Annotated in this window: 25 protein-coding genes and 4 pseudogenes; 21 read left to right on the forward strand and 8 right to left on the reverse strand. The window is 52.0% G+C overall.

Translation table 11 applies throughout. From position 1 onward, the window contains the following. Positions 1–4 precede the first annotated feature (4 nt). Both sauS and GOX88_RS08345 read left to right on the forward strand, forming a co-directional pair. Entirely contained in the window at positions 5–1,426 is a 1,422-nt protein-coding gene (gene sauS, locus GOX88_RS08340) for an acylating sulfoacetaldehyde dehydrogenase (protein ID WP_170400717.1), read from the forward strand. Continuing rightward, positions 1,423–2,934, forward strand: coding sequence for an AMP-binding protein (locus GOX88_RS08345; RefSeq protein WP_170400718.1), 1,512 nt, complete (start codon positions 1,423–1,425; stop codon positions 2,932–2,934). The genes sauS and GOX88_RS08345 overlap by 4 nt, the downstream gene beginning before the upstream one ends. 366 nt (positions 2,935–3,300) lie before the next feature. Here the strand turns inward: GOX88_RS08345 and glyA are convergent, their stop codons facing one another. Continuing rightward, positions 3,301–4,608, reverse strand: a complete 1,308-nt coding sequence (glyA, locus tag GOX88_RS08350) for a serine hydroxymethyltransferase (protein WP_170400719.1) — start codon at positions 4,606–4,608, stop codon at positions 3,301–3,303. Between the two features lie 140 nt (positions 4,609–4,748). Here glyA and GOX88_RS08355 point away from each other — a divergent pair, with 140 nt between their 5' ends. Next, positions 4,749–5,570: a LysR family transcriptional regulator gene (locus GOX88_RS08355; protein ID WP_254443313.1), complete on the forward strand. Its 822-nt coding sequence runs from the start codon at positions 4,749–4,751 to the stop codon at positions 5,568–5,570. Here the strand turns inward: GOX88_RS08355 and GOX88_RS08360 are convergent. Then, complete coding sequence (locus tag GOX88_RS08360; protein ID WP_170400721.1) at positions 5,567–5,761, reverse strand: hypothetical protein; 195 nt, start codon at positions 5,759–5,761, stop codon at positions 5,567–5,569. The genes GOX88_RS08355 and GOX88_RS08360 overlap by 4 nt on opposite strands. 539 nt (positions 5,762–6,300) lie before the next feature. Between GOX88_RS08360 and GOX88_RS08365 the strand changes: the two genes are divergently transcribed. Beyond that, complete coding sequence (locus tag GOX88_RS08365; RefSeq protein WP_170400722.1) at positions 6,301–6,687, forward strand: Arm DNA-binding domain-containing protein; 387 nt, start codon at positions 6,301–6,303, stop codon at positions 6,685–6,687. Between the two features lie 12 nt (positions 6,688–6,699). Next, a complete protein-coding gene (locus GOX88_RS08370; protein WP_437436420.1) occupies positions 6,700–7,479 on the forward strand; it encodes a tyrosine-type recombinase/integrase in 780 nt (259 codons plus the stop codon). An 11-nt stretch (positions 7,480–7,490) separates the two neighbouring features. Here GOX88_RS08370 and GOX88_RS08375 read toward each other — a convergent pair whose 3' ends face one another. Next, the gene (locus GOX88_RS08375; RefSeq protein ID WP_217354198.1) at positions 7,491–7,727 is read right to left on the reverse strand and encodes a helix-turn-helix domain-containing protein; all 237 of its coding nucleotides are present in this window, start codon (positions 7,725–7,727) and stop codon (positions 7,491–7,493) included. An 87-nt stretch (positions 7,728–7,814) separates the two neighbouring features. Between GOX88_RS08375 and GOX88_RS08380 the strand changes: the two genes are divergently transcribed. From GOX88_RS08380 to GOX88_RS08395, 5 genes and pseudogenes are all read left to right on the forward strand, one after another. Beyond that, on the forward strand, positions 7,815–8,225 hold the full coding sequence (locus tag GOX88_RS08380) for a hypothetical protein (RefSeq protein WP_170400724.1): 411 nt from the start codon (positions 7,815–7,817) through the stop codon (positions 8,223–8,225). Positions 8,226–8,357: 132 nt separating this feature from the next. Then, complete coding sequence (locus GOX88_RS08385) at positions 8,358–8,588, forward strand: helix-turn-helix transcriptional regulator (protein WP_170400725.1); 231 nt, start codon at positions 8,358–8,360, stop codon at positions 8,586–8,588. A 166-nt stretch (positions 8,589–8,754) separates the two neighbouring features. After that, the gene (locus GOX88_RS23740; protein ID WP_367647811.1) at positions 8,755–9,213 is read left to right on the forward strand and encodes a helix-turn-helix domain-containing protein; all 459 of its coding nucleotides are present in this window, start codon (positions 8,755–8,757) and stop codon (positions 9,211–9,213) included. A gap of 279 nt (positions 9,214–9,492) precedes the next feature. After that, entirely contained in the window at positions 9,493–10,077 is a 585-nt protein-coding gene (locus tag GOX88_RS08390; RefSeq protein WP_170400726.1) for a hypothetical protein, read from the forward strand. A gap of 95 nt (positions 10,078–10,172) precedes the next feature. Further along, positions 10,173–10,331, forward strand: a pseudogene (locus GOX88_RS08395) (integrase core domain-containing protein); the annotation flags it as partial. A 34-nt stretch (positions 10,332–10,365) separates the two neighbouring features. Here GOX88_RS08395 and GOX88_RS23420 read toward each other — a convergent pair. Both GOX88_RS23420 and GOX88_RS08400 read right to left on the reverse strand, forming a co-directional pair. Next, positions 10,366–10,467, reverse strand: a pseudogene (locus GOX88_RS23420) (IS6 family transposase); the annotation flags it as partial. A gap of 178 nt (positions 10,468–10,645) precedes the next feature. Continuing rightward, on the reverse strand, positions 10,646–11,773 hold the full coding sequence (locus GOX88_RS08400) for a hypothetical protein (RefSeq protein ID WP_170400727.1): 1,128 nt from the start codon (positions 11,771–11,773) through the stop codon (positions 10,646–10,648). A 568-nt stretch (positions 11,774–12,341) separates the two neighbouring features. On the opposite strand from GOX88_RS08400, the gene GOX88_RS08405 reads away from it, so the two are divergent. The 3 genes from GOX88_RS08405 to GOX88_RS08415 all read left to right on the forward strand — a co-directional run bounded on the left by GOX88_RS08405 (position 12,342) and on the right by GOX88_RS08415 (position 13,872). Then, positions 12,342–12,854, forward strand: coding sequence for a hypothetical protein (locus GOX88_RS08405; protein ID WP_170400728.1), 513 nt, complete (start codon positions 12,342–12,344; stop codon positions 12,852–12,854). Positions 12,855–12,931: 77 nt separating this feature from the next. Continuing rightward, a complete protein-coding gene (locus GOX88_RS08410) occupies positions 12,932–13,339 on the forward strand; it encodes a hypothetical protein (RefSeq protein WP_170400729.1) in 408 nt (135 codons plus the stop codon). A 53-nt stretch (positions 13,340–13,392) separates the two neighbouring features. After that, entirely contained in the window at positions 13,393–13,872 is a 480-nt protein-coding gene (locus GOX88_RS08415; protein ID WP_170400730.1) for a helix-turn-helix transcriptional regulator, read from the forward strand. 932 nt (positions 13,873–14,804) lie between these two features. Here the strand turns inward: GOX88_RS08415 and GOX88_RS08420 are convergent. Beyond that, complete coding sequence (locus GOX88_RS08420; protein ID WP_170400731.1) at positions 14,805–15,449, reverse strand: acyl-homoserine-lactone synthase; 645 nt, start codon at positions 15,447–15,449, stop codon at positions 14,805–14,807. Positions 15,450–15,811: 362 nt separating this feature from the next. Between GOX88_RS08420 and GOX88_RS08425 the strand changes: the two genes are divergently transcribed. Then, complete coding sequence (locus GOX88_RS08425; protein WP_170431217.1) at positions 15,812–15,997, forward strand: hypothetical protein; 186 nt, start codon at positions 15,812–15,814, stop codon at positions 15,995–15,997. 44 nt (positions 15,998–16,041) lie between these two features. Further along, positions 16,042–16,251: a hypothetical protein gene (locus GOX88_RS08430; protein ID WP_170400733.1), complete on the forward strand. Its 210-nt coding sequence runs from the start codon at positions 16,042–16,044 to the stop codon at positions 16,249–16,251. Positions 16,252–16,442: 191 nt separating this feature from the next. Here the strand turns inward: GOX88_RS08430 and GOX88_RS08435 are convergent, their stop codons facing one another. Continuing rightward, positions 16,443–16,907 carry a hypothetical protein gene (locus GOX88_RS08435; protein WP_170400734.1) on the reverse strand — a complete coding sequence of 155 codons (465 nt, stop codon included), beginning with the start codon at positions 16,905–16,907 and terminating at the stop codon, positions 16,443–16,445. A 286-nt stretch (positions 16,908–17,193) separates the two neighbouring features. Here GOX88_RS08435 and GOX88_RS08440 point away from each other — a divergent pair, with 286 nt between their 5' ends. The 5 genes and pseudogenes from GOX88_RS08440 (at position 17,194) to GOX88_RS08460 (ending at position 25,132) form a co-directional block, all read left to right on the forward strand. After that, entirely contained in the window at positions 17,194–18,087 is an 894-nt protein-coding gene (locus tag GOX88_RS08440; RefSeq protein ID WP_170400735.1) for a lipid A-modifier LpxR family protein, read from the forward strand. A gap of 63 nt (positions 18,088–18,150) precedes the next feature. Then, complete coding sequence (locus GOX88_RS08445) at positions 18,151–18,636, forward strand: DUF2799 domain-containing protein (RefSeq protein ID WP_170400736.1); 486 nt, start codon at positions 18,151–18,153, stop codon at positions 18,634–18,636. 807 nt (positions 18,637–19,443) lie between these two features. Next, positions 19,444–21,822, forward strand: coding sequence for a calcium-binding protein (locus GOX88_RS08450; RefSeq protein WP_170400737.1), 2,379 nt, complete (start codon positions 19,444–19,446; stop codon positions 21,820–21,822). A 156-nt stretch (positions 21,823–21,978) separates the two neighbouring features. Continuing rightward, positions 21,979–22,902, forward strand: a pseudogene (locus GOX88_RS08455) (IS5 family transposase). A 187-nt stretch (positions 22,903–23,089) separates the two neighbouring features. Beyond that, entirely contained in the window at positions 23,090–25,132 is a 2,043-nt protein-coding gene (locus GOX88_RS08460; protein WP_170400738.1) for a beta-propeller fold lactonase family protein, read from the forward strand. A 63-nt stretch (positions 25,133–25,195) separates the two neighbouring features. On the opposite strand, the pseudogene GOX88_RS08465 reads toward GOX88_RS08460, so the two are convergent. After that, a pseudogene (locus GOX88_RS08465) lies at positions 25,196–25,402 on the reverse strand (transposase); the annotation flags it as partial. On the opposite strand from GOX88_RS08465, the gene GOX88_RS08470 reads away from it, so the two are divergent. After that, positions 25,367–25,717: a tyrosine-protein kinase family protein gene (locus GOX88_RS08470; protein ID WP_254436273.1), complete on the forward strand. Its 351-nt coding sequence runs from the start codon at positions 25,367–25,369 to the stop codon at positions 25,715–25,717. The pseudogene GOX88_RS08465 and the gene GOX88_RS08470 overlap by 36 nt on opposite strands. The last annotated feature ends 570 nt before the right edge of the window (positions 25,718–26,287 follow it).

Genomic DNA, 26,287 nt, shown 5'->3' on the forward strand with positions numbered 1-26,287 from the left:
CAAGATGAACGCTCAGGATGGGGTTTCCCCTGAAATCGCTGAATTAGATCGAATCGTAGCACGTGCGCGTAAGGCTCAGGCGGCTTTCGAAGCTGGTGGCAGTCAGGCGCTTTATGACAAAGCGTCAATTGCAGTGGGGTGGGCCATCATGGAACCTGTGCGCAATCGGGCGCTGGCCGAGATTGCTGTCGAGACCACCGGTCTGGGCAATGTGCCCGACAAAATTACAAAGAACCATCGCAAGACACTTGGCCTATTGCGTGACATAGCTGAGGTGAACACCCACGGCATCATCAGCGACGACCCGACCACCGGTATTACCGAGATTGCGCGCCCTATCGGCGTGATTGGCGCAGTCGTGCCGTCGACCAACCCCGCCGCAACGCCCGCGAACAACATCATCAACGCACTCAAAGGCGGAAATGCCATCGTGGTGGCACCGTCGCCCAAGGGTGTGGCATCCTGCGAGATGCTGATCGGTTATATACACACAGAATTCGACAAGCTGGGACTGGATCGCGATCTGGTTCAGATGATCCCCGCGCCCGGATCAAAGGCCAAGACACAACGACTGATGGAAACAGTCGATCGGGTGATCTGCACCGGCAGTCAAAACAACGTCCACCGCGCACAGTCCTGCGGTACGCCGGCTGTGGCGGTTGGTGCTGGCAATGTCACGGTGATTGTGGATGAGACTGCTGATCTGCAAGACGCCGCGGCTAAGATTGCCGCGTCAAAGTGTTTTGACAACGCGACCTCGTGTTCTTCTGAGAATTCGCTGGTCGTAGTGGACGCGGTCTATGATGCCTTTGTCGCAGCGATGGCTGCCGAGGGCGGTGCATTAGTGCCGTCTTCCGGTGCAAATGACATCGTCGCACGGCTGTGGCCTGACGGTTATCTTAACCGGTCCGTCATTGCACAGGACGCCGACAAAATGCTCGAAGCCTTGGAGATGGCAGATAAAGTACCCGAGGGGACCAAGTTCCTAGCGGTGGAAACTGACGGAATAGGCCGGGATCATCAGTTGTCAGGCGAGAAACTTAGCCGGGTGTTGGCGCTCTATCGCGCGGCGGATTTCGAAGAGGCCAAGGCCACCGCCACCCGCATATTGGCGCATCAAGGGGCGGGGCATTCAGTTGGCATACATACAGGTGACGACACCCGTGCGGTTGGATTGGGCCGTGACCTACCCACCTGTCGGGTGATCGTAAATCAGGCGCATACCTTTGCCACCGGTGGCAGCTTTACTAACGGAATGCCGTTTTCCCTCTCGATGGGCTGTGGCAGCTGGGGGGGGAATTCCATCGACACCAACCTGCACTGGCGACATTTCATCCAAACCACTAAAATCGTGCGTGAAACATCGCCGCGCGAACCTGAGCTGGACGAGATATTCGGCGTCTACTGGTCGGAGACTGGACGATGATGGAACCGCCCAAGGGAACCGTCCGCGACTGGTTGATTCAGAGAGCAAGCCAAGGAGGAACCGGATTTGTTTTCCCGGACGGGGCGCCGGACCTGCGCTGGGGTGACTTGCACGAAACAGCCCGCCACATCGCAGTCATGCTAACTGGTATGGGAGTGGAAAAGGGAGAAAGCGTCGCCATCCTCTACCCCAATTGCCGGGAGGCGATTGAGGTCCTTTTCGGCGTTCTCTACGGAGGATTCCGGGCGACGATGATTAACCTTGTCGCGGGCGACAGCGCCGTAGCTTACGCACTGGAACACAGTGGCGCACGCTATAGCTTTGTACATCCCGGACAAACGGAGTTATTCGATCGGACCGCCGATCCCGCTAAGATCACACCGCTGCACGCGGCGGATGCCACCGATACCGACGACAACTTACATAGCATCTCGTCCGACAGTCATGCGCTATTGATGTATACGTCCGGCACTACCGGGCGCCCCAAGGGCGTGGTCCACACGCATTCCAGCCTGTTGGCAGGGGGCTGGACGACTACAATTGCGCACGAGTTGTCTGAGGCTGATCGCGGGTTTTGCGTTTTGCCGATCTACCACATCAACGGGCTGTGCGTGACGGTCATGGGAACGCTGGTTGCGGGTGGATCACTAGCTGTGAGCGAACGGTTCTCCGCCAGCCGGTTCTGGGAAAACTTGGGAAATGTAGAAGCAACTTGGTTCTCGGTCGTGCCTACCATAATTTCCCATCTGCTGCAGTCCGATACCAAACCGGACGTCCAAACCCGCCAGCGGGTGCGGTTCGGGCGTTCTGCGTCTTCCGCATTGGCACCAGATGTACAGCGTACGTTTGAAGACCGGTTTCAAATCCCGATCGTTGAGACTATGGGGCTTACTGAAACCGCTGCACAGATATTGTCCAACCCATTGCCGCCGGGCATCCGTAAAATTGGGTCGCCGGGTATTGCATTCGGGAATGAGGCGGCAATCTTTGACGCGCATTGCCAACCAGTGCCGCGCGAAACGGAAGGCGAGTTGGTCGTACGCGGGCCGAATGTCATGGTGGAGTACCTCAAGAACCCCGAAGCGACGGCTGATACATTTACCGCTGAAGGCTGGTTGCGCACCGGAGATCTCGCCCGCATGGATGAGGACGGTTATGTATACGTCACCGGCCGGCTGAAAGAATTGATCATCAAAGGCGGCGAGAACATCGCCCCGCGAGAGATCGACGAGGCACTTTACTCTCACCCCGATGTTGTGGAAGCAGCGGCATTTGCCCGCCCCTGCCACAGCTACGGCGAAACCGTCGAGGCGGCAGTTAAAATTCGCGAAGGTTCGAAATTGACGCCAATGGAACTTTACGAGATTTGCGAAGCCCAATTAGGCCGTTTCAAATCGCCCGATGAAGTTCATATCTTGCTTGATCTTCCTAAGGGGCCGTCAGGGAAAATCCAAAGAAACAGGATACTCGAGATCGTTAACGAGAAGGCTGGTAACTCAACTATCTGAACATCCACGACACTGTTTGCCAGAAAGTCCGATGTCCGCGTTAGCGAAGCTGCACTGCAGCACCGACGATGTGGTCAAATGGCAGCTTGGGGCTGTCCTGACCAACGCCAATGTCAGCAATCAACGCTTCGCAGCTACTGGTGCAAGGTGCAGCATTCGGAACTATGGGCTCTCTCCCGCCGTTTTCCGCAGCGGGCATCAATGGGAGGTAAGAGCCCAGAGCTGCCATTGATCCGATTGCAGCCTTTCGTTCATGCAGCAGGTCGCACACCGCGCAAACCGGACATTGACTTTGTAATTTGCAGATGGCTCCGTTGCGGACTTTCTTGACGTTCACCAAGAATGCACAAATGTCCGCTTTCTGTCTCAGTGAACAAAGCAGAGAGTGTCAAAGTTTCGCCTCCAAGACGCCACCTCTTCTCCAACATTTTCGCCGTTGAGACCGCGTTTAATTAGCGCGGCAAGCTGACCTGCATCGGCCGTCGTAATGCCCCAACGGACCAGTTCTGGCGTACCAATGCGCAATCCGTTCATATCGCCGTCAACCACGGCCAAAGGCAGTCCGATGCCGCAAGCAAGGAACCCATTCGGGCGCAGCTTTTTCGACGCCGCCTGACCGCCTCCAAAGGGTTCGGCCAATACGGCGAACTGGTGGGAGTTCGTAAAGCCTTCGGCCCCAGCAAAGACCGGAACGCCCTCTGTGTCCAATGCGGTCGCCAATGCTTGCGACATTGCGATCATCCCCCTGGCATAGGCTTTCCCAAAGTCCCTCCAATCCAACATGGTCACCGCAAGAGCGGCCGTCTTCGCAGCATCGAAGTTGGCAGTCATCCCGGGGAACGCGATGGCATCCAGCGCCTTTGCGATCTCGGCATCATTGGTGACGATCAGTCCCCCGGCCGGTCCCCCAAGGCTTTTGTAGGTGCTCATCGTCATGAAATGCGCGCCTTCCTTCAGCGGGTTCGACCACGCCCGCCCGGCTATGATCCCGCATTGGTGGGCAGCGTCGAACATGACCTTAGCGCCGACTTCGTCCGCGATGGTACGAATGTCGGCCACGGGGTGCTCAAACAGGTTCAGACTGCCGCCGATGGTGATCAGCTTGGGTCGTTCGGCCAGGGCCAATGCGCGAAGCTGATCTAGATCGACCGTGTAGCCATCCTTGTTTACGGGAGCCTCGACCGTGCGCAGGCCATAAAACCCCGCACAGCCTGCGATATGGTGCGTCACATGCCCGCCAATCGACGCGGGCGGAGCGATAATCGTGTCACCCGGTTTGCAGGTCGCCATGAAGCCATACAGGTTGGCAATCGCGCCAGAGGGCACGCGGACCTCTGCGAAACTGGCATCGAACACCTCTGCGCAAAGCTGGGCGGTGATAACCTCGATCTCTTCGATCGCCTCCAATCCCATTTCATACTTGTCACCGGGATAGCCCAAGGACGGACGCGATCCGATACCTGACGACAAGAGCGCCTCTGCCTTGGGGTTCATAACATTGGTCGCCGGATTGAGGTTGAAGCATTCTTCCTCGTGGATCACACGGTTCCGCTCAGCGAGTGTCTGGACCCGGGCCAGAAGATCGGCCGAGGACGTGGACGCAGCCTTGGTGGCAATGTCCTGAATCAGAGTTTCACTCGTTACGGGAACCCAGTTTCGTTGTGCAAGTGTCATGCGCCATCCTCCTGTTTGCACCAATCTGGCGCCTTGAGCGTGACAGCGCAAAGCAGATTTGCTATTTCTGGACGTAGAAAAACTAAGGCTAGGAAATGAGCATCGTCCCCAAACGTCCGAAGGGCCCACCGCTGAACGCCATGCGGGCATTTGAAGCTGCTGCGCGGCATGTGAGTTTTGTTGCGGCTGCGGATGAGCTTTGCGTCACTCCCGGCGCGATCTCTCAGCATATCAAGACGTTGGAAGATTGGGCAGGCATGTCACTCTTTCGCCGCAACGCCCAAGGGGTGGAGTTGACGAAGGCCGGAGCATCGCTGGTCTCAAGGTTCACATCTGCCTTTGACGCGTTGGCGGATGCAACGCGCGCCTTGCGCAACCTTGGTCCGGACGTGGATTTTCACATCGCAGCCCTTCCTTCCGTCGCTCAGCTTTGGTTGCCGAAAAGACTGAGCAAGGTCAGAGCGCAATTGCCCATGATCAACTTCTCGGTCACCGCCATGGAAACCCCGCCGAGCCTGTCGAGAGAACTGTTCGATTTGGCGATTTTCTTCGATGTGCCCGATGGATCCCCCGATCAGGTCCCAATTTGTGCCGATGAGATTGCACCGGTCTGCGCACCCGCGCTTCTTGAACGGGTCGTAGACTTCGAGACAACGACGCTTCTCCACGACCAGACATGGGCAGATGACTGGGCCGTTTGGTCAAAGGCGACATCCACGCCCACAAGCGATCCGATACACGGTCCGAAGTTTTCCCTCTACAGCCTTGCCGTGGAAGAGGCCAAAGCCGGTGCCGGCGTCTTGATCGGGCATCTGTGCCTGATCGAAGAAGCGCTCGCGAACGGTTCGCTGAAACGTACCAGCGAGCGTACCTGCCGTACGGGGCGTCATTTGTGCGCTCGACTGCCCGAAGATTCGAGGCGAAGGCCCGAAACTGATCAAGTCGTTTCGCTGCTCTACTAGAAGTTCCCAAGGCCCCCAACGTCCGGCGACTTGAGCAGGTCGGAAAGTTCTTCGTGGGTGAAACTCTCAACAATGCCAGGCAGGTCCGCGTTTTCGAACAGAATACGCTCAGAGTTGACGTCGCAGGGGCGATACCGAACCGAGGACACCACGAGGAGGTCCGACAGCTTTGGATTGAAACAGTAAGTCATGCGACCGCCTCCGTGAGTTGAGGGCGTGCATGCATCAGCTGGCGAGCTGCTTCTACGGCGGCCCTCCGATCTAGTTGCTTTTCGGTAACAAGCAGTACTTTGTCCGCAAACGGTTTTTTTGTGGCGGCGGCTACAGCCTCGAGCTCGGCCACAAATCCGGAGCGGAATACCAGCCTCTTTAGGGCATCTAGTACGCAACGAAACCCGAAGGGTCCTACGTGTGGTGCTTGGTCTAGTGCGGGGATTTGGTCGTGTGTCGGGCAGTGGCCAACGGATGTAGTAGATGCCATGTCGGGACAGTGAGAGATACGCATGCAGCTTCATTTTGTGTCACACCTGTGTGTCACACCGCTCTAATGCTTGCTATCTAGTTGTATTGTTAGGTTTTGGTGGAGCCTAGGTCCACATAAAGCGTGTCCCGACTTGTCTCACGCTATATCTTGTTGTATCGCAAGAAGTAGTCCGTGTAGCTTGTGTCATTGAATTTGTTAGGTTTTTAAGCGCGAGCCCAAGGGTGGAACAAAGGGTGGACAGTCAAAATGGGAAAGTTGACCCACAAAGGCGTCAAGGGGATGTCCGAACCAGGCATGTATGGCGATGGTGAAGGGCTTTGGTTGCGCGTCGCTGTCAGCGGTTCGAAATCTTGGGTCTTGCGCATCGCGGTGCACGGGAAAAGACGTGAATTCGGACTGGGTTCCGTCAAATGGGTCTCTCTCGCAGAAGCCCGGGAAATGGCCCGTGAAATGCGCAAAGAGGCGAGAATGGGTGGGGTTCCGGAATCTGTGCGCGCTCGCCAAACTCTGACCCTCGAGGAGGCCACTCGAAAGGTCTACGAGGCTCAACGACCAACTTGGAAGAATGCCAAGCACGCTGAGACGTGGATTCGATCACTTGAAATTCACGTTTTGCCAAGAATTGGTTTCTGAGCGATTGAGACTATCGGTTCGTCGGAGATTTTGGAAGTGCCGGGCCCAATCTGGACAAAGAAACCAGAAACAGCGCGACGTATCCTGCAGCGGTTGACCGTGATTTTCGATTGGGCCAAGACTGCCGGCCACTATGGTGCCGAAAACCCTGCCAATGGGGTGACACGTGCGTTGCCAAAGGTAGATCGAAGGCCGGAACACATGGCCGCTCTACCATGGCAGGAAGTCCCAAAGTTGATCTGCGAGTTGAAAGAAAAAGATGGTACTGCGGCGAGACTGGTCGAGTGGGTTATTTATACCGCTGCCAGATCCGTAGAGGCTCGGCTTGCTACATGGGATGAGATTGAGGGCAATGTGTGGACTGTCCCAGCTGACCGCATGAAACGGGGTAGGGAGCACCGAGTGCCACTCTGCAAGCCGGCGCTGGGCGTACTTGAACGTGTCAAGCTGCTAAATCCTGACCTGGTGTTTCCTTCCAGACAGAGGCGCGCTGGCGCCACTGACGATCAGCCGCTTTCGATCAACGCCGGAACATCACTTTTGAAAAGGATGGGGTACGGCCATATCACGCTTCATGGGTTTCGAAGTAGTTTTCGCGATTGGTGTAACGAAGCCGCTAACGCCAATCGTGAAGTCGCAGAAGCGGCCTTGTCTCATGCAATCGGCAATTCCGTCGAACAGGCATACAGCCGTTCCGATCTCTTTGAGCGCCGTCGTACTCTTATGGACGCCTGGGGAGGGTTCTGCAGCGGCGATTCCGGCGACGTAGTGGAACTCGTTCGCGGGGCTTAGTTGGCGCCTTGTCAGATAGTTTTTGTTGGTTCTCGAAGCCGTACACCCGGCCCTCCGCCATTTTCCGCAATAAATTCTACGCCAGCAGTCTCAAGGGCATTGCGGATACTTTCAACTGTGCTTTGTTTTAGCTCCTCGCCACGCTCAAGACGTGAAATTGTGCCCTGCGATACCCCTGAAAGCTTGGCCAGGTCTCGGACGCCGAGTCCCAAAGCCACGCGGGCCATCCGGCATTGAATATCTTTCATTTATAACCCTGTTATCATTTTGGTTGACGGTCGAGCGTGACGGTTTTATAACACTGTTACTATTACCCCAGTTTGGAGAATACGACAATGCAAATCGAACGCGCCCGCGCGAATGGGAATGGCTTGGCTGAGGAAAACTCTTTTGAGGATGCTAACCTCACAGGGAAGAGTGACGAAAAGATCCTCAAGTTTTACGAAAAGCTCAATCCAGAAGAACAGTCATGTTTCTATCTCTTGCTCACAGCCTACGCCGACAAGCAGGCCAAACTCGCCGATGCGTTGAAGGTATGTTTCGAGCGCATCTACAAGGGAGATAAACAGGCAAGCTCAGAGGTACCCTGCGCCGATTTCAGCTTACTGGAGCGGATCAAGACTTGCGTCCCTGATGAAACGGAATTCAAGGCATGGGGGAAGCTTTTTGCGTACTCTATGATGCGGCACGACCACTTCTGTTTTGAAGCCGCCGAAAGGGCTGCTCGGATCCGGGTTTCTCACTAAAAAAATAGAAAAAATATACCTGAAAAATCAAGTTCTTATCCCCCCGCTTTTTGAAAAGTGGGGGAACCGCCAGAGGGAACACTGGGGCGGAGCGGGAATCGTGGGGACATTGTTACCACGCAGGAGAGCGCAATGAGCAAGAACGTACCAAATCTCCACTTTCGTAATCGTCCCGACCGGCTACTACGCGACACAGAAGCTTCGGCTCTGTTGGGCATCGGAAGGTCAACGTTTCATCGTTGGGTCGCGTGTGGAGATCTACCGAAACCACTGAAAATGGGCACATGCTCGCGATGGTGGCAATCCGAGTTGGAAGCTTATTTAGCCGATCTCTCTGAAGCCCGTGACGCCACGTGCGCATGAGAATTAAGCGCCCCGGTCGGCACAACCGAGGCGCTTAAACAAACTTCATCTGTAAGCGTGGATGAATAATGGAAAAGTACAATAGTTGCGGCACAGAGGCCAGCCCTAAGCCTTATAGACACTCGACTCAGATTATTCTGAGCATGGTAGGGGTGGGAGTCTGGAAGTGAGTCACTTTGCGAAAGATTGGCTTGCAAGCCTCGATACCAGAGACCTTAAGGGGTCCGAGTTTAAGATCCTATTTTTCCTCTGTGAACATCACAACGCTGGCAAGCCGAATGATGTTGCGTGTTACCCATCACAAAGCTTGCTAAGAGACAAAACAGGATTATCCAACGGGGCGCTGAATAACGCCCTTAACGGTCTAGAACGCGCTGGGCATATTGAGCGGGTTCGAAGTACAATTCCCGGATCGTCTACGCGCCGAACATACTACCTACTAAAGCTAACCAACGATCAAATGGAGGCTTGCCAACAAGATGCAAGCTCTATGCCACTGGAGGTAGCTCTTGGGCAAACTCCAACAATTGGAGACGAGCCTAACTCCAACTCTCTGGAGATTGCCAGCAAGCAAACTCCACAAATGGAGCAAGCAAACTCCATTCCATCGGAGAGGAACCAGTAAGAGAACCGGTAAAGGAACCTTCTCTAAATAGTAACGCGCGTGAAGTTCTGGAAATCCTCAGCACAGTTGCAACCGCGGACGCGGCGCGCAGTTTCATTTCCTACCGCCGCAAGAAAAAGGGCGGTCCCCTCACCGACACGGCGGCAAAGCGGTTAGCAAACCACTTACAAGAGATATTCGCCGCCGGCGGGGACGTGGATGATGCGCTTGGAATGGCTGAGGAGCGCGGGTGGTCGACGGTTCAGCCGGAATGGTATTTCACAGCAATAGGCAAAAATCATGGCAGCGGCAGTAACCGGCGTAAGAGCGAACGAAAAATCAGTGGATCAGGCTGCGTGCGATCTGGAACGGTTGAGGCATTCGCTGCCGTTGCTGCGCGAATGCAACGTGACGAGACTGGAAGTTGAGGCGATGTTGCCGGCACTGACCAAACCTGCAAATCCCACATGGACGATGGCCAGAGTTGCTGCGTTGCTTAGCCCATACTTTGAAAAGGATGTACCTCAGAGTATTCGGCAGATGGAAGCGGAGGATTGGGCAGAAGCACTTTCTGAATATCCCCTATGGGCTGTTCAGAGTGCGGCCCGTTGGTGGAAATCGGCAGATAACCCCAATCGCCGCAAACGTCCTTTGGAAGGCGATATTGTCGAACAGTGCCGAGCGATTATGGGGCCAATTCGGGCAGCACGAATTGCTCTCGAGTCAGGGTCTTCGACTATGTGCATAGAGGATGCCTCGATCACTACAAGCCGGCCTATTCGAAGATCAGAAGAAAAAAAGTCATTGGAAGAGCGGCGAATACGCGCCAATGAAATACTGCGCCGGGCTGGTTACAAAACTGGAATCCACCAGGTCGGCAACTGAGAGGTTTTGCGGCTTGCTACAAGTTGCGCAGCGTTATTAGTTCGCGTGCGTCGATTCAATTGCCGGTCAATATGGTTTGGGGTTTTAGCGCTGGGCTAATCGGAGAGGTCTACTACCGCCTGCGCGAAGCACAAATCCTGATCGAACAATGGAGGAGACACTACAACACAAAACGCCCCCACAGTGCTCTGGGCTACCGCCCGCCAGCGCCCGAAACCATCATCTCAATGGATCAAAGGCCAATGATGCACTAACAATCAACTTGGACCAGTCAGATGAGGCTGCTCAGGTTTCGTCCATACGCCAGGATTTCAGCGTTGGTCGCTTCTTCGATTGCGCCCGTGCAGCAACTATAGACGAGTACTTCAATACCCACCTATTCAACTTGGCAATACCTCTGGGAGTGTAACCTACGCATTTAACATCTCTTGAAGTGCGATATTACGGAAAATACGAAATGAGTTTTCCGCACATTTAAAGGTCATATGTTACGTGGCGCACCGCGCATTCCATGCTGTCGGGTTGGCAGCACACCAATCACATCAATTTCCATGTCGATTATAGGTCACTACTTTTGGTGGAGACGTAACTTTACGGCATACTTGAAGTACTTCCAAGGGTATCGTCTTGCCTTGTCACGTTCGGCGATTGCCTTATCAAGCTCCTGTTGAAGCTCCCTTGATTTTTTTGCCAGGCAGACTAACCACTCTGCCGAAAGATCATCCAATTTCGAAGCGGTTTCTGGAGGGTCTCTGTCTGATTCGTTTTCCAGTGGCCGTTTAGCCCTACGCCAATTTTCAGACAGCCCTTCCGGCAAAAACTCACGCTCAATTTCGTCACAAGTCTCCGAGAACCTGTCCAATACCCCAACTGGGATGGAAAAATTTGACTCAGCGATTTCTCGTTGTGTACTGACCTTTGTCAAAATTTTTCTCACAGGAATACTCTTTCGCCAAGCTGCCATATTCTCTTCGGGGGTTGGCAAGAACAGATTACAACGACGCAATATCTCCAAGTGATCTGCAGAAAGAGCAGTATTCAGCCGGTTTGGAAATGCGAAATCCTTAGAGTCGATCCCAATCAATTCACAGAAATCTTTGCAAATGTCGCCATCCACCAATTTACTAGGGTGATATTCTCGCACAATTACATTTTCTCTTCCGAAGACCTTGGTCCATCTACGAAGGCATTGAACTGGGTTTAGGTACTCATTCTGCGGGCCTACGCTATACCAGTGTAGCTTGTGACGATTACTAGCTTTGACGCTCGTAGAATATGACGATGTAGCTAAACTCACTGGATCACGAATATAACAAACAATTTTCACATCGCGTTCCGCGGTTTCTATGCTATTTTTGAGCAGCTCAATTTCTTTCTCGGAGGTAACTCTAGAGGAGAGATGCTCGCAAGAAACCACCGTGGTTTTTTCGGCGTCTTGCAGGTAAGAAACAAAGTCGGAAAGAATGGTTTGTCCATCGATTTGCTTGCGCTCTATGATGAATTCTCTCTTTTTATTCTGATTCATCAAAGCTCCCGCCAGCGGGAAATGCCCATTTTGTTGGACAAACGTTAGGTGGGGATCATTAGGGTAGCAGATGCCAACGTTTTCAAGTTTGCCAGAGTTCCTACTCATAAAGGTTTGTAGCGACGTTGTACCCGTTTTTTCCCAACCGATATGAATTATCAAACGTTTCAACTATAGGCCTTTCCGAGCTTTGGCTCTAACATTCAAGAAGTGTATACGGTCAATACCGAACTCGGTTAGTTCATCCCCTGCCTCGAAGGCCTCTAAAAACGCCTTGGTTGCTTCTCCGTTCTGTATCATGCGCGATAATTTGTGCTGATCGACGGGCGCAGGTTCCTCCTCTGCTAAGACCGCCATTGGTGTTAGGCTTGCCATAACAAAGCACAGAATTCTTGATCGCATATTGTGTCCACTTCTCGGTTGCTGGCCAGTCTATTCGTGACGGCTGAAGGAACTTGAGTGGCATGTTTTTCCACCTGAAAACCATTGAACCCAGGCTGCAAATGCGCGGTCTAAGCCAAAGTCATATAGACGTCTGACACCGAAAACTTCACCGTAAGAACACATTGTAAGCGTGTCGATCTTGAGCATTTCGGTCCTGCTACACCGATCTATGACTTTGGCTTATGGCGCCAAAGATCGGGCCCGCGTCCAGTATTCCGATCGTAGTTTTCACTGCATCTAGGCTTCACGGCGCCAATCCAAGCCGCGTTAAATCTTACTAACAGGAAGAATAAACATGCGTACTCTCTTACTCCCTCACAGCCCGTTGATCCTTGCAGCCCTAATCACCGCAGTGTCGTTCCAGCCGCTACTTGCCAAAAGCATCTCGGTTGTTGACCCGAGTACAGGCGAAACCGTCGAGCTGTCCGAAGTGGATTTCGAAGCATTGTCCGAGGAAGAACGCGCCGATATTCGGGATCAGCTGAAAGAACAGGGAGTCCAGCCCCGAGGCCGTGATCGGAACGCCATTGATATTTCAGAGGTTGAGGTCGTCGACCCTTCATCCGGTGAAACCGTGGCGCTGGGGGATATCGACCACTCGAGCCTGAGCCCCGAAGATCGGCGAAACATCGGCGATCAACTGGCCGAACAAGGGATCCCAGCAGGGCGCGGCGGTGAAGGCCGAAGTGCAGAGTCCGGCAGCGAGACGGCTGACTCTGGCGAAAGGGACGGCAGTGGCAAAGGTCGTGGAGGGCGCGGCGGCGAAGGTCGTGGCGGCCACGGCGGTCGAGGCGGTCCTCGCGGGTAACATAAAGCCACCGTGCACCGGTTGACACGGTGCGCGGTAACCACTTAGCCAATGTGCAAATGTACGGGAACTTTATTATGCGTAGATCACATATCCTCGCAAGCCTGGCGGTGTTCATGCTATTGCACTCGCCGGCGCAGGCTCAGGTTTCCGTTGCTGACGGCGTCATCGCGCGGATTGAGGCCGAAGGTTTCACGATCGACGAAGTAAAACGGTCTTGGCTCGGCCGTATCGTCATCACCGCGAGTGATCAGAATGAACTGCGCGAAGTGGTGCTGAACCGTACGTCCGGAGAGGTTTTGCGAGACCAAAGGTTCTCAAAGGAAACACATGGCGACGAGCGCCCTGCTCCGCCAGCCAATGAACCAGACAAACGTGCCCAGCCGAGCGAACCAAATGCGCATAGCGGCCCCAAAGGAGCTGGCAAATCCAACGGCCCCAAAGGTGGCGGCGGACATGGCGGCCACGGAAAAAACGGTGGGTGATCTGACATGAGGCAACCTACTGTAACGGAATTGACCTGCACAGAGTGCCGCGCATGATGAACCGCGCATGGGTCGTGTGGACCCTTGTCCTCATCCAGTGCCTGTGTGGTGCGTATTTCCTGTGGGAAATCCTGGCATCTATTTTGGGCATCCCATCGGTTCCGCTACGTTGGAGTGTGCGAGAGCTTGTCGAAGCAGGCGCCAGTATCGGGCTGATACTTGGCGCATTTCTGGGGGTCCGGCTTGCGCTCGTGGCCCAAAAAGCGACACATCGGGCCGAAACTGCCCGCCGGATCACGTCCGGCGAGTTCACAACCGTAGTAGAGGGGTATTTCGAGAAGCTCGGCCTGACCAGCGCGGAAACAGAGATCGCATGGCTTGTTCTGAAGGGGATGTCTATGGCTGAAATCGCCAATCTGAGGCAAACCCGAATTGGAACTGTTAAGGCTCAATGTACTGCGATTTACAGAAAGGCAGGAGTGTCTGGCAAAAGCCAATTGATCTCACAGCTCGTTGAAGACCTCCTGTTCTAGACACAAGTTGGATCAGATGGCGCTATGGCACTCTCTCAATGCAGCACATCAACGTCACATAGAAATCCAGAATCTGCTCATCTGCACGCAATAAAAGGCTTGCACGGGAAGTCGAAGACGGACGGTTTACTTGGATATCTTGGTGGCGAATAATGGAAAAGGTTAGGCTCCTCGGTTCGTGCTACCTAACTTGAGCTTTTAATGATTGGCGTGAACGTCCGCTATCAGAACTACCCAATTTGCAGGGCGCGCGTGCGGCGAACTCCCGCTTCCCGCCCTGGCCGTTAAGCAGCCTGCGGCACATCTCCGTCTTCCTGCTTCATGCCAGCCTTACACTGCTCCGGGGCATTCCAGGGCAAGAATTTCCGGTAATCGATTACCCGTGATGCCCCATGAGCGAATAACACCGACAACTCATCAAACAGCCAAACGAGGTATCTGTAGGGATCATAAACGGAGAAGTCTTCTACAATCTGCTGGAGGCGCAAACCCCTATCGAACGATGGAAGTAACATTACAACACCAAATGACCGCACAGTGCTCTCGGCTATCTCGCCCACCTGCGCCGGAAACCGTCGTCCCGATGGACCAAAGGCCGGTTATGCACTAACAATCAAACTGGACCACTCAGGTGGGGCTGATCACCGTGGTTCTGGGCTTCTGTCTCATCTCCACTCCTTGGCGGTTACGATGAGCCAGAAACCCTCCCTTATCAAATCGCCCTAAATTGTCCCGCTGACGCTGACGTCAGACAAAATACGCAGGTTTGCTGTTCCCAAAACACCTTGGTGTGATACCATTTCTAACCCCTCTTTACCTAGTTTTCATAGCCCTGTACGTACGGCATCCTTTTCCAAAATGGTTGGAACTGCTATAAGAACAGCGAAGGAAACCAGGGCGCTAGTTACCGGATCCGCTTAAGTTTCTTCTCATTAAGCCGAGCGTTGAAACCGCATCGTGGCGGGCCCAAAACGATCAAATGCAGTGTTTATCCAGACCCTGGAAAGATCTCTGGAAACACCAGCTCTGCACGCAACCCGATTGCAATCTTCCGCAGAATAAGGCCAAAGTCCCACCGAGACTTCTTCACGGCCTTGTCCTTCCGACCCCAAGACGATCGGAGAAGACCCAATCATGCGGTATATTCGGATCATTCTTGCGTCGAAAACACCAGCGATATGAGTGAGGCCGAATTTCTCCATCAACTCTCCACCGGCTAACATTATGGATCCGGCTGTGTGTGGACTCGCTGTCCGCGACAGGCAGAAACGGGTTACCTCCCAAATCCGCGGGTCGCGCACCGGAGAGCCGCCGGTAAGATGCCCAAACACATCATTTATCATTACTGGACCGGTCGTAGGCAAAACCCTCATTGATCCGCCATGGCTACCATCAGCCTCCTCCCAGATTACATAAAGCGGGTTCAGTTCGTCGTATTGGTCTCTTTCTTCTCCCCGAGAATTAACTTGAACGTCCCAACCCAACCTTGCTTTGAATTGATCCGCTCTATCCTTGAACATCCCTTCAGACAGCAATGAATATCTGTGCAACTCGTCCGCATAAACATACCTGAGCATCAACCTCACCTCCTGATTCTGTGACGGAAACAAGTGGTGTTGGATCGTGGTTAAAAGTTCGTCGCTAACCCGGTAGACAAGTAAGGTCTTGTTTACCTCTGATGACTGGAAAGAGTGTCGCGAGCGACGCTAAGTCACTAACCCCCACTTCACCGGGTCGAGCAAGAGGAACGCTACCACCGCGTTGAACGCGATTTGGAAACAAAGCTGTAGTAAAAGCCAGTCTGGGTGAGCGCAATCGTATATATTGTGTTTGGTGATCTCAAAATACATACGAATGATAGCGAAAACTCGGACAATTTACCATTTATTAATGGAATCGGTTCAAATTCGGCACAGATGTGGCAATGGGAATTTTAGTGATGGATGAGAACTTTTTGCAGCGCGCCACCGACATTGAGTTGAGGCTGGAGGCAGAGGGGATGTTTCTCACTGCCGAAGCGATCAGGCAAGTTGTCAATACATACGTTTTGGAGCATTCCGAGCACACGGCGGCGCGGAATGACAGAAAAACATCTGAAGAACCGTCTGATTTAACCGAGTGTTAACCAAGACGCCTTGTAGTTGTAAAAAACAAAACTCGAGGTGTTCCATGAAAAACAACCATTGGTTCGTCGCAGCGGTATCAGAGATGGTCGACGACGCAAAGCGAGATAACCTTTTTAATGTTTTGAATGGGTTGCGCACGGCACTATCTGTGTTTTGCGATGAATCTGATCTAACTGAGGAAGAAAAAAAAGTTGTTTATGCCTTGATGCAGGAGAATACAAGAAAATCTAGCGAGTTGAATTACCAAAGATGAAAATTTTTTGACTCCTAATTAAATAGAGTCGATTGTGAAGCTAATAACCTTTGAGACTTTGGGGGATGCGTTTGTGTCTCCCAAATTCAACGTGTTTTGAATGATCTGTTACCCGATAGCCTTTCCACGTAATGTCATCGCAAGCGGGAAAACTCGCTATTCCAGCGCGGAAGACTAATCTGCATATGATGTCACGCGGTTTGGTCAATTTGTGGTCGCGTTCTTTTCGTGCAATAGAGTTCGGCGGGAACGCTGCTTTCAAGGGATAACTGGATATTCTTGAATACGGCTACTATACTCGTTGCGACAGCCCAGAATTCGTTGAAGTCAAGTCGGACACCATTTTGAAAAGCGCCCTTGTCAAACAAGGAAACTAAATGAGAGAGAACTAAGGTTCTTTGTTGATGATCGAACGGGTTTTCGAATTCGGACTGGTCCAGAAAGACTGCTACATTTTCGGCGAATTCTATTGAGGTTATCTTCAAATTTTCGACGTTTTGAGGTGCCTTAAGAATTTCAGTAAGTACAGTCATTGCGATGACGTCGAAGAAATTCGGCACTGCCACAACTCTGTGGCAGCCAAAGCTCAATTGAGCGCCGAAGTGCGGTTGTAAAATTTTCCAGGCAGTCTCGACCTCCTTAAGTGGTTTTGACAACACCGGAACGATGTCTTGGATATCAAAGGGAGTCGTAGTCGGGCAAAACAATTACGCGGCCTTTCGTTAAACGCAATCAACTTATGAATTCAAAAAAATAACGACAAATTAACATGCCGTAAGGTTGTAAAATAGTTTTTAGAGGCGCAAAAAGTTAACTGCTGGAAAGGTTGTTTCTGCTTAATGTTGTGGTCAAACGTAAGCACGCCATTTTAGGATAATTTTAACGCTCGCTAACGTTACTGAGGTCGCAGTTTCGAATCTTTGTAGCAGCGAGGCGGAATGTATGAAGGTGATTTTTTTGGTATTGTGCACGATGTTCACGGTTTCCTCGGCTTCAGCGGAACCCATTAAATCAAGTTTTTTTACCAACGACTTCTTTGGAGATGGCAGGGATCGCTGGCGATCCGCGAGCTACACAATTTTCTTAGGCTTTGAGGGTGATAACACAGGCGGAGTCGCTCACGACCTCCGCGCCCGTGCGGAAGTTATTTCTCCGTGGGGGGCAAGAGATCAACCGACAGATGACGACCGACCTTATGTTGGGATGCTGGGGTTCGGGATTTTCGCCAACGACAGCTACGGGGATCTGCAATACAACGCCGGTGTCGAAGTGCTCTTTACGGGCGAGCAGACGAACATAGCCGACTTTCAACAGGGCTTTCACGACCTGACAGGAATTGCTGGTTACTTGCCTGAGGAAATGTCGCATGAGCACGTGGGCGATAGTGTAACAGGCATGGTGTCGGCTGAAATCGCCAGAGCCTACACATTGTCAGATAGTTTATCCGTTAGGCCATTTGTCGGGACTCAGGCCGGATACGAAACTTTCGGGCGAGTCGGAATTGACCTGCTCATTGATGGCTATGCCAATGCCCAACGTTATGTCCGTGACCCAGTTTCTGGGTTCCTACAGCCTTCTTCTCCAGAACGGGTGGACAGGATGAACGATATGTCGTTTCTGTTGGGGGCCGACTACACGTATGTCACTCATAGCGATTTCATTCCGGATTGGTCAGATGTCGAAATGACCAATTCACGTTTTAGGGCGCGGGCAGGAGTTCAGGTACGGATTCGTAAAGTTTCAACTTTCTTTGGACTTACCTATCTCAGTAAAGAATTCGAGTCACAGGTTGAAAGCCAAACGATTGGCGTTTTGTCTCTCGAATTTCCTTTCTGAACATTGAACGTTAAGGAAACGTTAGGCAGCGTTTCTTATTCTCATCCCGATCCCGCGAATCTCATGAACGCAACACTCTTTATCAATAGGGCGACGGTAATGATGGAACAGGCAGTGAACGGCAAGCGAGCTAACTCTTTTGGCAAGCAGTGGAAGAAGCCTCTGTTGTATTGCGTCTATGTGGCAGTGGCTGTCTGCGTTGGAGGCACGGCGTCAGCCAGCGACAAGCCCAGCGGTTTATTCTCAAAAATGTTTCCTCCGGAAGCCTGTGTCGGCAAAATAGACTGGTCTCAGGTTGGATTGTCTGACGGCAGACTGGGAGTAGAGGCGAGCTATTTCAATGTATACGAACAGCTTTGTGCGCGCAGGTCGCAAAAACCTGACAAGAATGCGTATTTTGATGCTTACCGTGAGGGCATAAGGTCGTATTGCACCCCCGAGAATATTTATCAGCTGGCTCGTCGCGGCGCAGTCGCAATCGGTGCATGTGAAGATACCGCCCAGATACGTAAGGCCGTTCAGGATGGATTCGCAAACCTACTTGAGTAGTGGGCGACGCGAGCAGTGTCACCACCTTTGTCACTGGCAACAGCGCGTGGCCCAAAGCGGGTTAATTGCCATATTGCCGAATGCTCTAAACGGCGGAAGATTTTCCTCGAACTAGCTCGGCTCTGATTGTCGGGCGTTATTTCTACGTTTTTTAAGATCAAAAGTAACCCGAAACCTCTACATGCAAAGCATGATACATTTGCTTAGGGTCCAATTGGTCCTTTTCTTCCCCGCGTATACTGACATTCTTCATGTCCGCGATGCATCTACCATCGTAGATGGCACTCCGGTTCGACTAAATGGAGTGGATGCATTTGAGCACAACACTAGGTCGGGCCATGAAGCCAACCGCTGGAAAACCTATTACCTGCGACCTGGTTGGCGAATACACTCATGACCGTTGGATTGAGGTCTGCCGTGCCGATGGACCGGACGTAGGAGCCGTAACACACGCCTTAGACTGCACACAGTACTCCGGTGGCTGGTATAGTTATCTAGAAACTCCAGCGACCAAGCCTTGACTTAAGTGGGCTAGCTACTGTTTGGGGTAAAACCGAGCAGCTACAGTGATTGCATCCCCAGAATTTGCAGGAGAATGGTGCTTCGGGCGCAGAAAATCCCCGAAAGCAGCTAAAACTCAAGAGTTGTAATCAGGAAAACACTGAAGAAAAACTTACTAAAAAAAGCAAACCTTTTTTCAACATTAACAGATAAGTTTTCTGAACTGATTCTTTGAAAAACTAGACCCACTCTCGCAAGGTGGCTTCAGAAAATCATTCTGGGGTTGGGTGATGTTGTGAGGGTGAGATGGTCAGCTACAGCTATGAATTAACTCCTGGTGCAGTTTCAGAAACCGTCAGCGAGGACCATTTTGGTGCGAATTTTCGAGGTATGTTCCCGAATATCGGCGAGGCCTTCGATATGCTTGGTGTTACGCATTTGCGCTACCCTTCAGGCAGTGCCCAACAGGAAGACATTACGAATCTGATTGACGGTCAGCTAAACGATAACTTGACTGAATTTTTAGATTGGGTCGCCGAAAGAGGGACCACCTTCACTTTGAGTATTCCAGTTGGGGAAAAACTGGCAAATCAGTCTGAAATGACGGAATTTGTCAAAGCGGTATATGAACAACTGGGCCCAAATGGGCATCTTTTGACGACAATAGAAATCGGCAACGAGTATTGGAGTTTTCAAGAAGCATCCGAGTATGGCAGGGATGCAGCACAGGCGACGCAGTATCTCGCTAATGCTTACGAGGCATACAATGTCGAAAACCCGACATCCGATTATGATCCCAAGATCCTAGTGCAAACAGCGCCACCGTGGCACGTTGGTCCAGATAGCACGATGGACCAAAAGAACAAAGAGATCATTGAGCATTTCGATGCCAACAAAGATTTGTCGGATGGATTCCAACCAACTGTCGCGAGTGAAGCTATCGACGGAGTAGTTTCCCACTACTATTTTTATGAAACCTACGAAGAGGATAATACTTTTTCCGACGGTTACTACGAAAACCGGGAAATCGGGTCGCGGCCGGATATGTGGTACAAGTATTTTGAACAAGAATTGGATTATCACGTTACAGAATGGAATGTTCAAAATGCCAATATTACTCAGCAAGGTCTGAAGGCGGCGTCGGTAATCCTTGAGATGTTCGAGACCATGTTGGAATCCGGGGTGGACGCAGCGGAAATCTGGTCGGTTTTGAATAGAAACTATAATTCATTTGCTGGTGGCATTACAAAGGATAGCCGGGTTCATCCTTCACCTGCTGGTCAGGTTTTTAGCTGGATGAGGGAGAGCTTGGTTGACGCGAATGGGGTCGGGCTCTCTCTGCTGGAGTTGGGAGGGCTGCCTGACAATCACCGCCCAATTGAAATCAATGCCTTTAGCGGAGATGGGAAGACGGTTCTCTACGGGTCTAACAGAACGGAAGAGTTTGGGGTGTCAGTTGACTTGGACCTTAATGAACTGGTCGAAGGAAGACACATTGTGTCCGTTCGGAAAATTGGAATTCTCGAAGGTAGTGCTGACGGTTTGAGTGACCGGGCTGAATACGACGAGAATGGTAGACTGATTCCTAATTCTCGCAATCAGCTCCGAGTTATCGATGAAGCCGAAAAATTAGCCCTGGAAGCGAAGTTCCAGAACTTGTTTGCGTTGGGGGTGATCAGCCCCAGGAAAATTTCTTCTTATAACGAAGGAACTTATCGAACGTATCTTCCGCCACCGTCCACCATTCTTTTTAAGCCCGGATACACCCCCGAAACGGCGACTAGTCTTGACCACTATTACTTTGCTGGAGAGACCGACGTTACGGTGGAAGTCGAGGAATTCACATTTGATGACGCGGGCGAAGTGAAACTTGAACTGGACCCTTATGAAGTCGTGGAGATCACTATAACCCCATATGACCAAGTAGTTGGCTCCGAGAATAGTGACACAATAATGGGATCGGACTCCCACGAGGAAATTCAGGGCGATGATGGAAATGACTATATCGAAGGCGGCGGAGGAGCTGACTACGTTTCGGGAGGTGACGGAAATGATACTCTCGTTGGAGGAGGCAGCGATACCTTTGGCGACACACTTTTAGGTGGGGCCGGTAACGATACAGTAAATGGAGGTTATGGGGCAGATGAAATTTACGGTGGTGAAGGTGATGACCGGTTGTTTGGCGGCGAAGGTGAAGACGAAATTCTTGGAGAAAACGGTGACGACTACGTGGATGGAGGCGCGGATGACGATCGGTTAGATGGTGGTGCTGGCCAGGATGTAATAATGGGCGGTCAAGGTAACGATCACATCATTGGGGGCGCGGATGATGATGCGCTGTTAGGAGGGGTGGGTGACGATACCCTCGCGGGCGGGGAGGGCACTGACATTTTGGAAGGCGGCGCTGGCGACGATATACTTGATGGAGGCCTAGGTGATGATTTGCTTATCGGTGGCGAAGGGGCAGACGTTTTCGTTTTTCGACCGGGCGAGGGCCTTGATAGTGCCTACGACTTCGAGCAGGGCGTGGATATTGTTCGGATCGATGCGATGGGTGCGAATTACGAAGACTTAACACTAACTGAACACGACAACAGCACTCTCGTCGAACTGGATGATGTTCCTATAGCAATCTTGGGAGTGTCTCCGGACGCTCTTGTTGCTGATGATTTTCAGTTCATTTAAACAAGTTCATATTTAGCGCGACATTCCTTTGGCGTTTCCAGTTCGGGATTTAGCTTTGGTTCGCAGACGTAGAGCGTTGTAAGAGGTTCAAAAGACTTTGTTGCACAAATCACGCCGTGGATTCACTGTTTGAATCTAGGGTGATAGCTGAGCAGCATGAGCAGTTGGGCCCGATGAAGTACAAGACTAGAAATTGGCCACACAGCGTTGAAGCAGCGCGGTTCGCTGTCGATATGGTTTTACCCTGAGATGACTTTGGTGCCGCCGCCGAGTGGCAAGCGCGTGCGGCAACAACGGTTTAGCGATGCAGCTATCCAGACTTGCCTGACAATGAAGGTGCTATTCGGAATTCCATTACGGCAAACGACCGGCTTCGTAGGGAGCCTATTGCGGTCTGCCGGACTGGACTGGGCTGTGCCCGACTATAGTACACTGTGCCGCCGTCAAAAGACACTTAACGTGAGCCTGCCATATCGCGTCGGCACCTGCCCGCTGAACCTTCTAGTCGATAGCATAGGTACCAAGGTCGAGAGTGAAGGTGAATAGAACGACCGCAAGCATGGTGGCTCCAAATGCCGGATTTGGTGCAAGATACACATCAGGATAGACGAGGAAAAGTTGTAAGTTCGCTTAGTCGAAGTCACCACCAGAAATGTCGGTGACGCGCCCATGTTACCGGATTTGCTTGATCAAATCCCACTCGACCAAGACATCGGTTCAGTAACTGCCAATAGTGCCTATGACACCCGCAAATGCCACGACGCGATTGCCGCCCGCAATGCAGACGCCGTTATACCACCACGCACGAACGCCGAACCGTGGAAACCCTCCAGCCCCGGTACCATTGCTCGTAACGAGGCCGTGAACGCATCACGCTATCTGGGGTGCGCCATCTGGCGAAGATGGAGAGGCTACCACCGTCGGAGCCGTGTCGGGGCCAAGATGAACTGCATCAAGCTTCTTGGCCAATCCTTGATGGAAAGAGACTTTTGTCGGCAGGTCGAGGAAATCCAAATCCGCGTTGCTGTTCTCAACCGCTCCACCGCTCTTGGCATGCCCGTCACAACGCCTGTAGGATAAGTCTGTCCAGGGAAAGAGGAAGTGCGATCACACCCCGACTTGTGCAACAAAGCCGGTTCAAAACAAACCCTAAAAATCTAAGAAAAATGACACTCTAAACCCCCGGCCTGTGCAGCTACATAGTCTGGTCGTTAACTTTTGCACGCTAACTTTTTTGCAGCTTCAGTGTGGTTAGGAGGGGCTTTTCATGATTGAATTTGAAAGGATATTGACGACTGGATCCGCAAATTTTGATCGCGGAATTTGCGATTTGGCCTCAATTGAGTTTGGAACGGGAACTTACCTTTACAGCACTTCCGGTTCTGGCGGTGGACTGGTGGTTTGGCAACTGAATAACGGTGATGTTCCTACCTTCTTCGATTCCCAAGTGATTGATTCAAGTGTCTCGCTAGATGGCGGCCTGACAATAGAATTCGCGAACTTGGGTAGTGAAGGCTTACTTGTTCTGGATATCAGCTCATCGGGGTCAATTTTTGGGTATAGTTTAGGGCCGACTGGAATGATCGGTGAGACGCAGCAGTTTCAATTGCCGTCAGAAGGCGGTGGGACCACGTTGTTGGCTAGTTACTCTTCCAGTGACACTGAGTTTATCGTCGCAGCGACAGACGGTGGAAGCCGAATTACTGCGTACCATGTCGGACCTACCGGCACCTTTACGGAAGTGGACGCTGAAATCGGGCGCCCGGCGTTTTTGGATACAGTTGAAACTGCTTCCAATACGATAGTTGTAACGGCGGATTCATCAACTCACTCAGTGGTCACATTCCAAGCTGACACCGAAACAGGAGAACTGAATCAATTAGACAATTCCGATGCGACTTCGCATTTGGCACTGAATACTCCGAGCTCAATGGAAGTAATCCAGGCGCATGGTAGTTCGTGGGTGCTTGTGGCGGGATCGGGCAGCAACTCCATTTCAGTGATGGAGTTGGGCTCCGACGGGAGTCTTTTGCCCACAGATCATGTGCTCGACAGTTCCGGCACGAAATTCAATTCCATTCAAGATATCGCCGTGACTAATGTTGGTGATCAAGTTTTTGTTTTCGCAGGTGGTGAGGACGACGGAATAAGCCTGTTTGCGTTGGTCCCGGGTGGTCAATTGGTGCATTTGGAAACGGTGGAAGGCACTGCTGAAAATGGGTTGGGAAGTGTCGATACTCTCTCGGTCGCTCAGGTTGGCAACGAACTGCAAGTGTTTGCGGCCAATCAGCAACAAGATGGCGTATCACAATTCTCTGTGTCGCTTGACAACTTGGGAAGTGTCATCGAAGGCGACAGTATTCAATCAGGAACAAACGGAGATGACATACTTCTTGGTATGGGTGGTTCAACGCTTCTCGCCGGGGGGGGGAATGATGTACTAGTCGCCGGAAATGGGACTACGGTCATGGTGGGCGGTGAGGGGTCCGACATTTTTGTGGTTCAAAACGGCGGTAGAACTACCGTTGTCACTGATTTTGAAGTGGGGGTGGACAGGCTGGACTTGTCTGACTTCGGGCAGCTACGTTTTCCAAACCAGTTGGATTTCACACCTACGGAAGACGGGGCCCAAATTGACTTTCTTGGCCAAAGGATAGTCCTCCGAAGCGCAGACGGCGGGTCGCTTTCACAAACTGACGTTCTTGGAGATTTTTTTGATGCACCTGTTCGACTGCCGAATGGCCCCAACGAGAATTTTTCTGATACAGTGAGCTCTTCTGGAATAACTGGAGCGGTAACGGTCAGCACCGCTGAAGACAATCCAGGCATCCGGGACGCAGAAGTTCATTTCATTCAAGACGGAAGTGCGCCCATTGTCGTGCAAGCTGATAGTAAGGGTCATTTTGACCTACAGCTACCGGTTGGTTCAGAACAAGGCCATATAGAAATCATAAAGTCCTACTCTACTCGAAGCCAAGAAATCAACGCACTCGACGCCCTACAAGTGCTACGCATGTCGGTCGGCTTAGAGCCAACTTGGGGGACCGCCCAGCCAGAAAACTACATTGCGGCAGATATCAATAGGGACGGGTCAGTTAACGCTTGGGACGCACTGGACATTCTACGTGTCTCAGTGGGGTTGCCGGTAGAAAATGATGCGGAGTGGGTCTTCATAGATTCCAATACTGATATTTCAGGGGTATCAGCCGACGCTACACACTATGATCCCAAAATTTCAGTAGTTGCGTTGAATGGAGATTTTTCAGTTCAAACAACTTCTATCCTCTTGGGAAATGTAGAGCAGCTATAATTGATCAGCCCCACCTGAGGGCTGTTTCACAAACTCTGGAGTTAGGTTGAATAGGGTCAGGATTCATGACCAATAGATGACGGTCGCAGCGAGAGCGATTGCTGATAGAAAGACCCTTGGGCATCTGTCGTAACGTGTGGCCACACGCCGCCAGTCCTTGAGCCTGCCGAACATGATCTCAATCCGGTTACGCCGTTTGTATCGGCGTTTGTCGTACTTCACGGTTGTCTTGCGTTGCTTTCGACCCGGGATGCAGGCGAGAAAACCTCGGCCAATGCGGCAGACCTCTTCGCATCGGAACGGTTCCGTCTGTTCCTTAAGGATATGCGCCAGAAGTATGACGTCATCCTGATCGACACGCCGCCGACCTTGCTGGCCTCTGATGCGCGCCTGATTGTGCGCAATGCGGATGCGGTGCTGTTGACCGCCAAATGGAACGACACATCCGAACAGGATCTCACCGAAGCCATGCGCCTGTTCTACACCGGCAATCAACGTCTGACAGGTTTGATCCTTGGTCAGATCAACGCGCGTGGCGCGCGGCATTACGGTTATTCCTACGGCAACAAATATTACAACAACTAAGGCGCACAACCTCAAACTCATATTAAGGTGTTTGATGGAAATCGAGAATTGTTGACGGCACAGTGTTGCATCAAAAATCACCCGAACTATGCCCCCGATGGGTTGTTCAATCGTACGTCCAAGGCAGAGGTCAATGCAGTGTCTGTGGAATTTGCGCAGGGTGCGACTGGACTTGAAGCGATCATCAACGTTGTCGTCAGAGAAGAAGCACTAGCCTGCAAAGTCGGAAGTGCAATACTCGATTTGAATGTCTGCTTCGGGCTGCGACCTACCCAATACATCTGCAGCACCTACCTGTTACGGCAATGGCGGCTTAGGGTTCTGAGTTCCGCTTCGGCCCCAAAGGAAAATCCTATTGCCAAAAAGGAAAAACAATGGGCGGCGGATCACGTACTGTGCTGCTAAGCGAAAGCTGCGTGGTGCCGTTCGGCTAAGCTGGAGTGCACGTTGGTTCGGGCTTCGGTAACGAATTGCTGGATGAGTTCCATGGCATCGGTCCATCCAGCACGCACTGGCTGAGAGGCCAGATTGCGCTCTCAGGGTATCAGATCCTTGCCCCGAGTGCGCAAT

Source organism: Ruegeria arenilitoris (assembly GCF_013030985.1).
Taxonomy (GTDB): domain Bacteria; phylum Pseudomonadota; class Alphaproteobacteria; order Rhodobacterales; family Rhodobacteraceae; genus Ruegeria; species Ruegeria arenilitoris_B.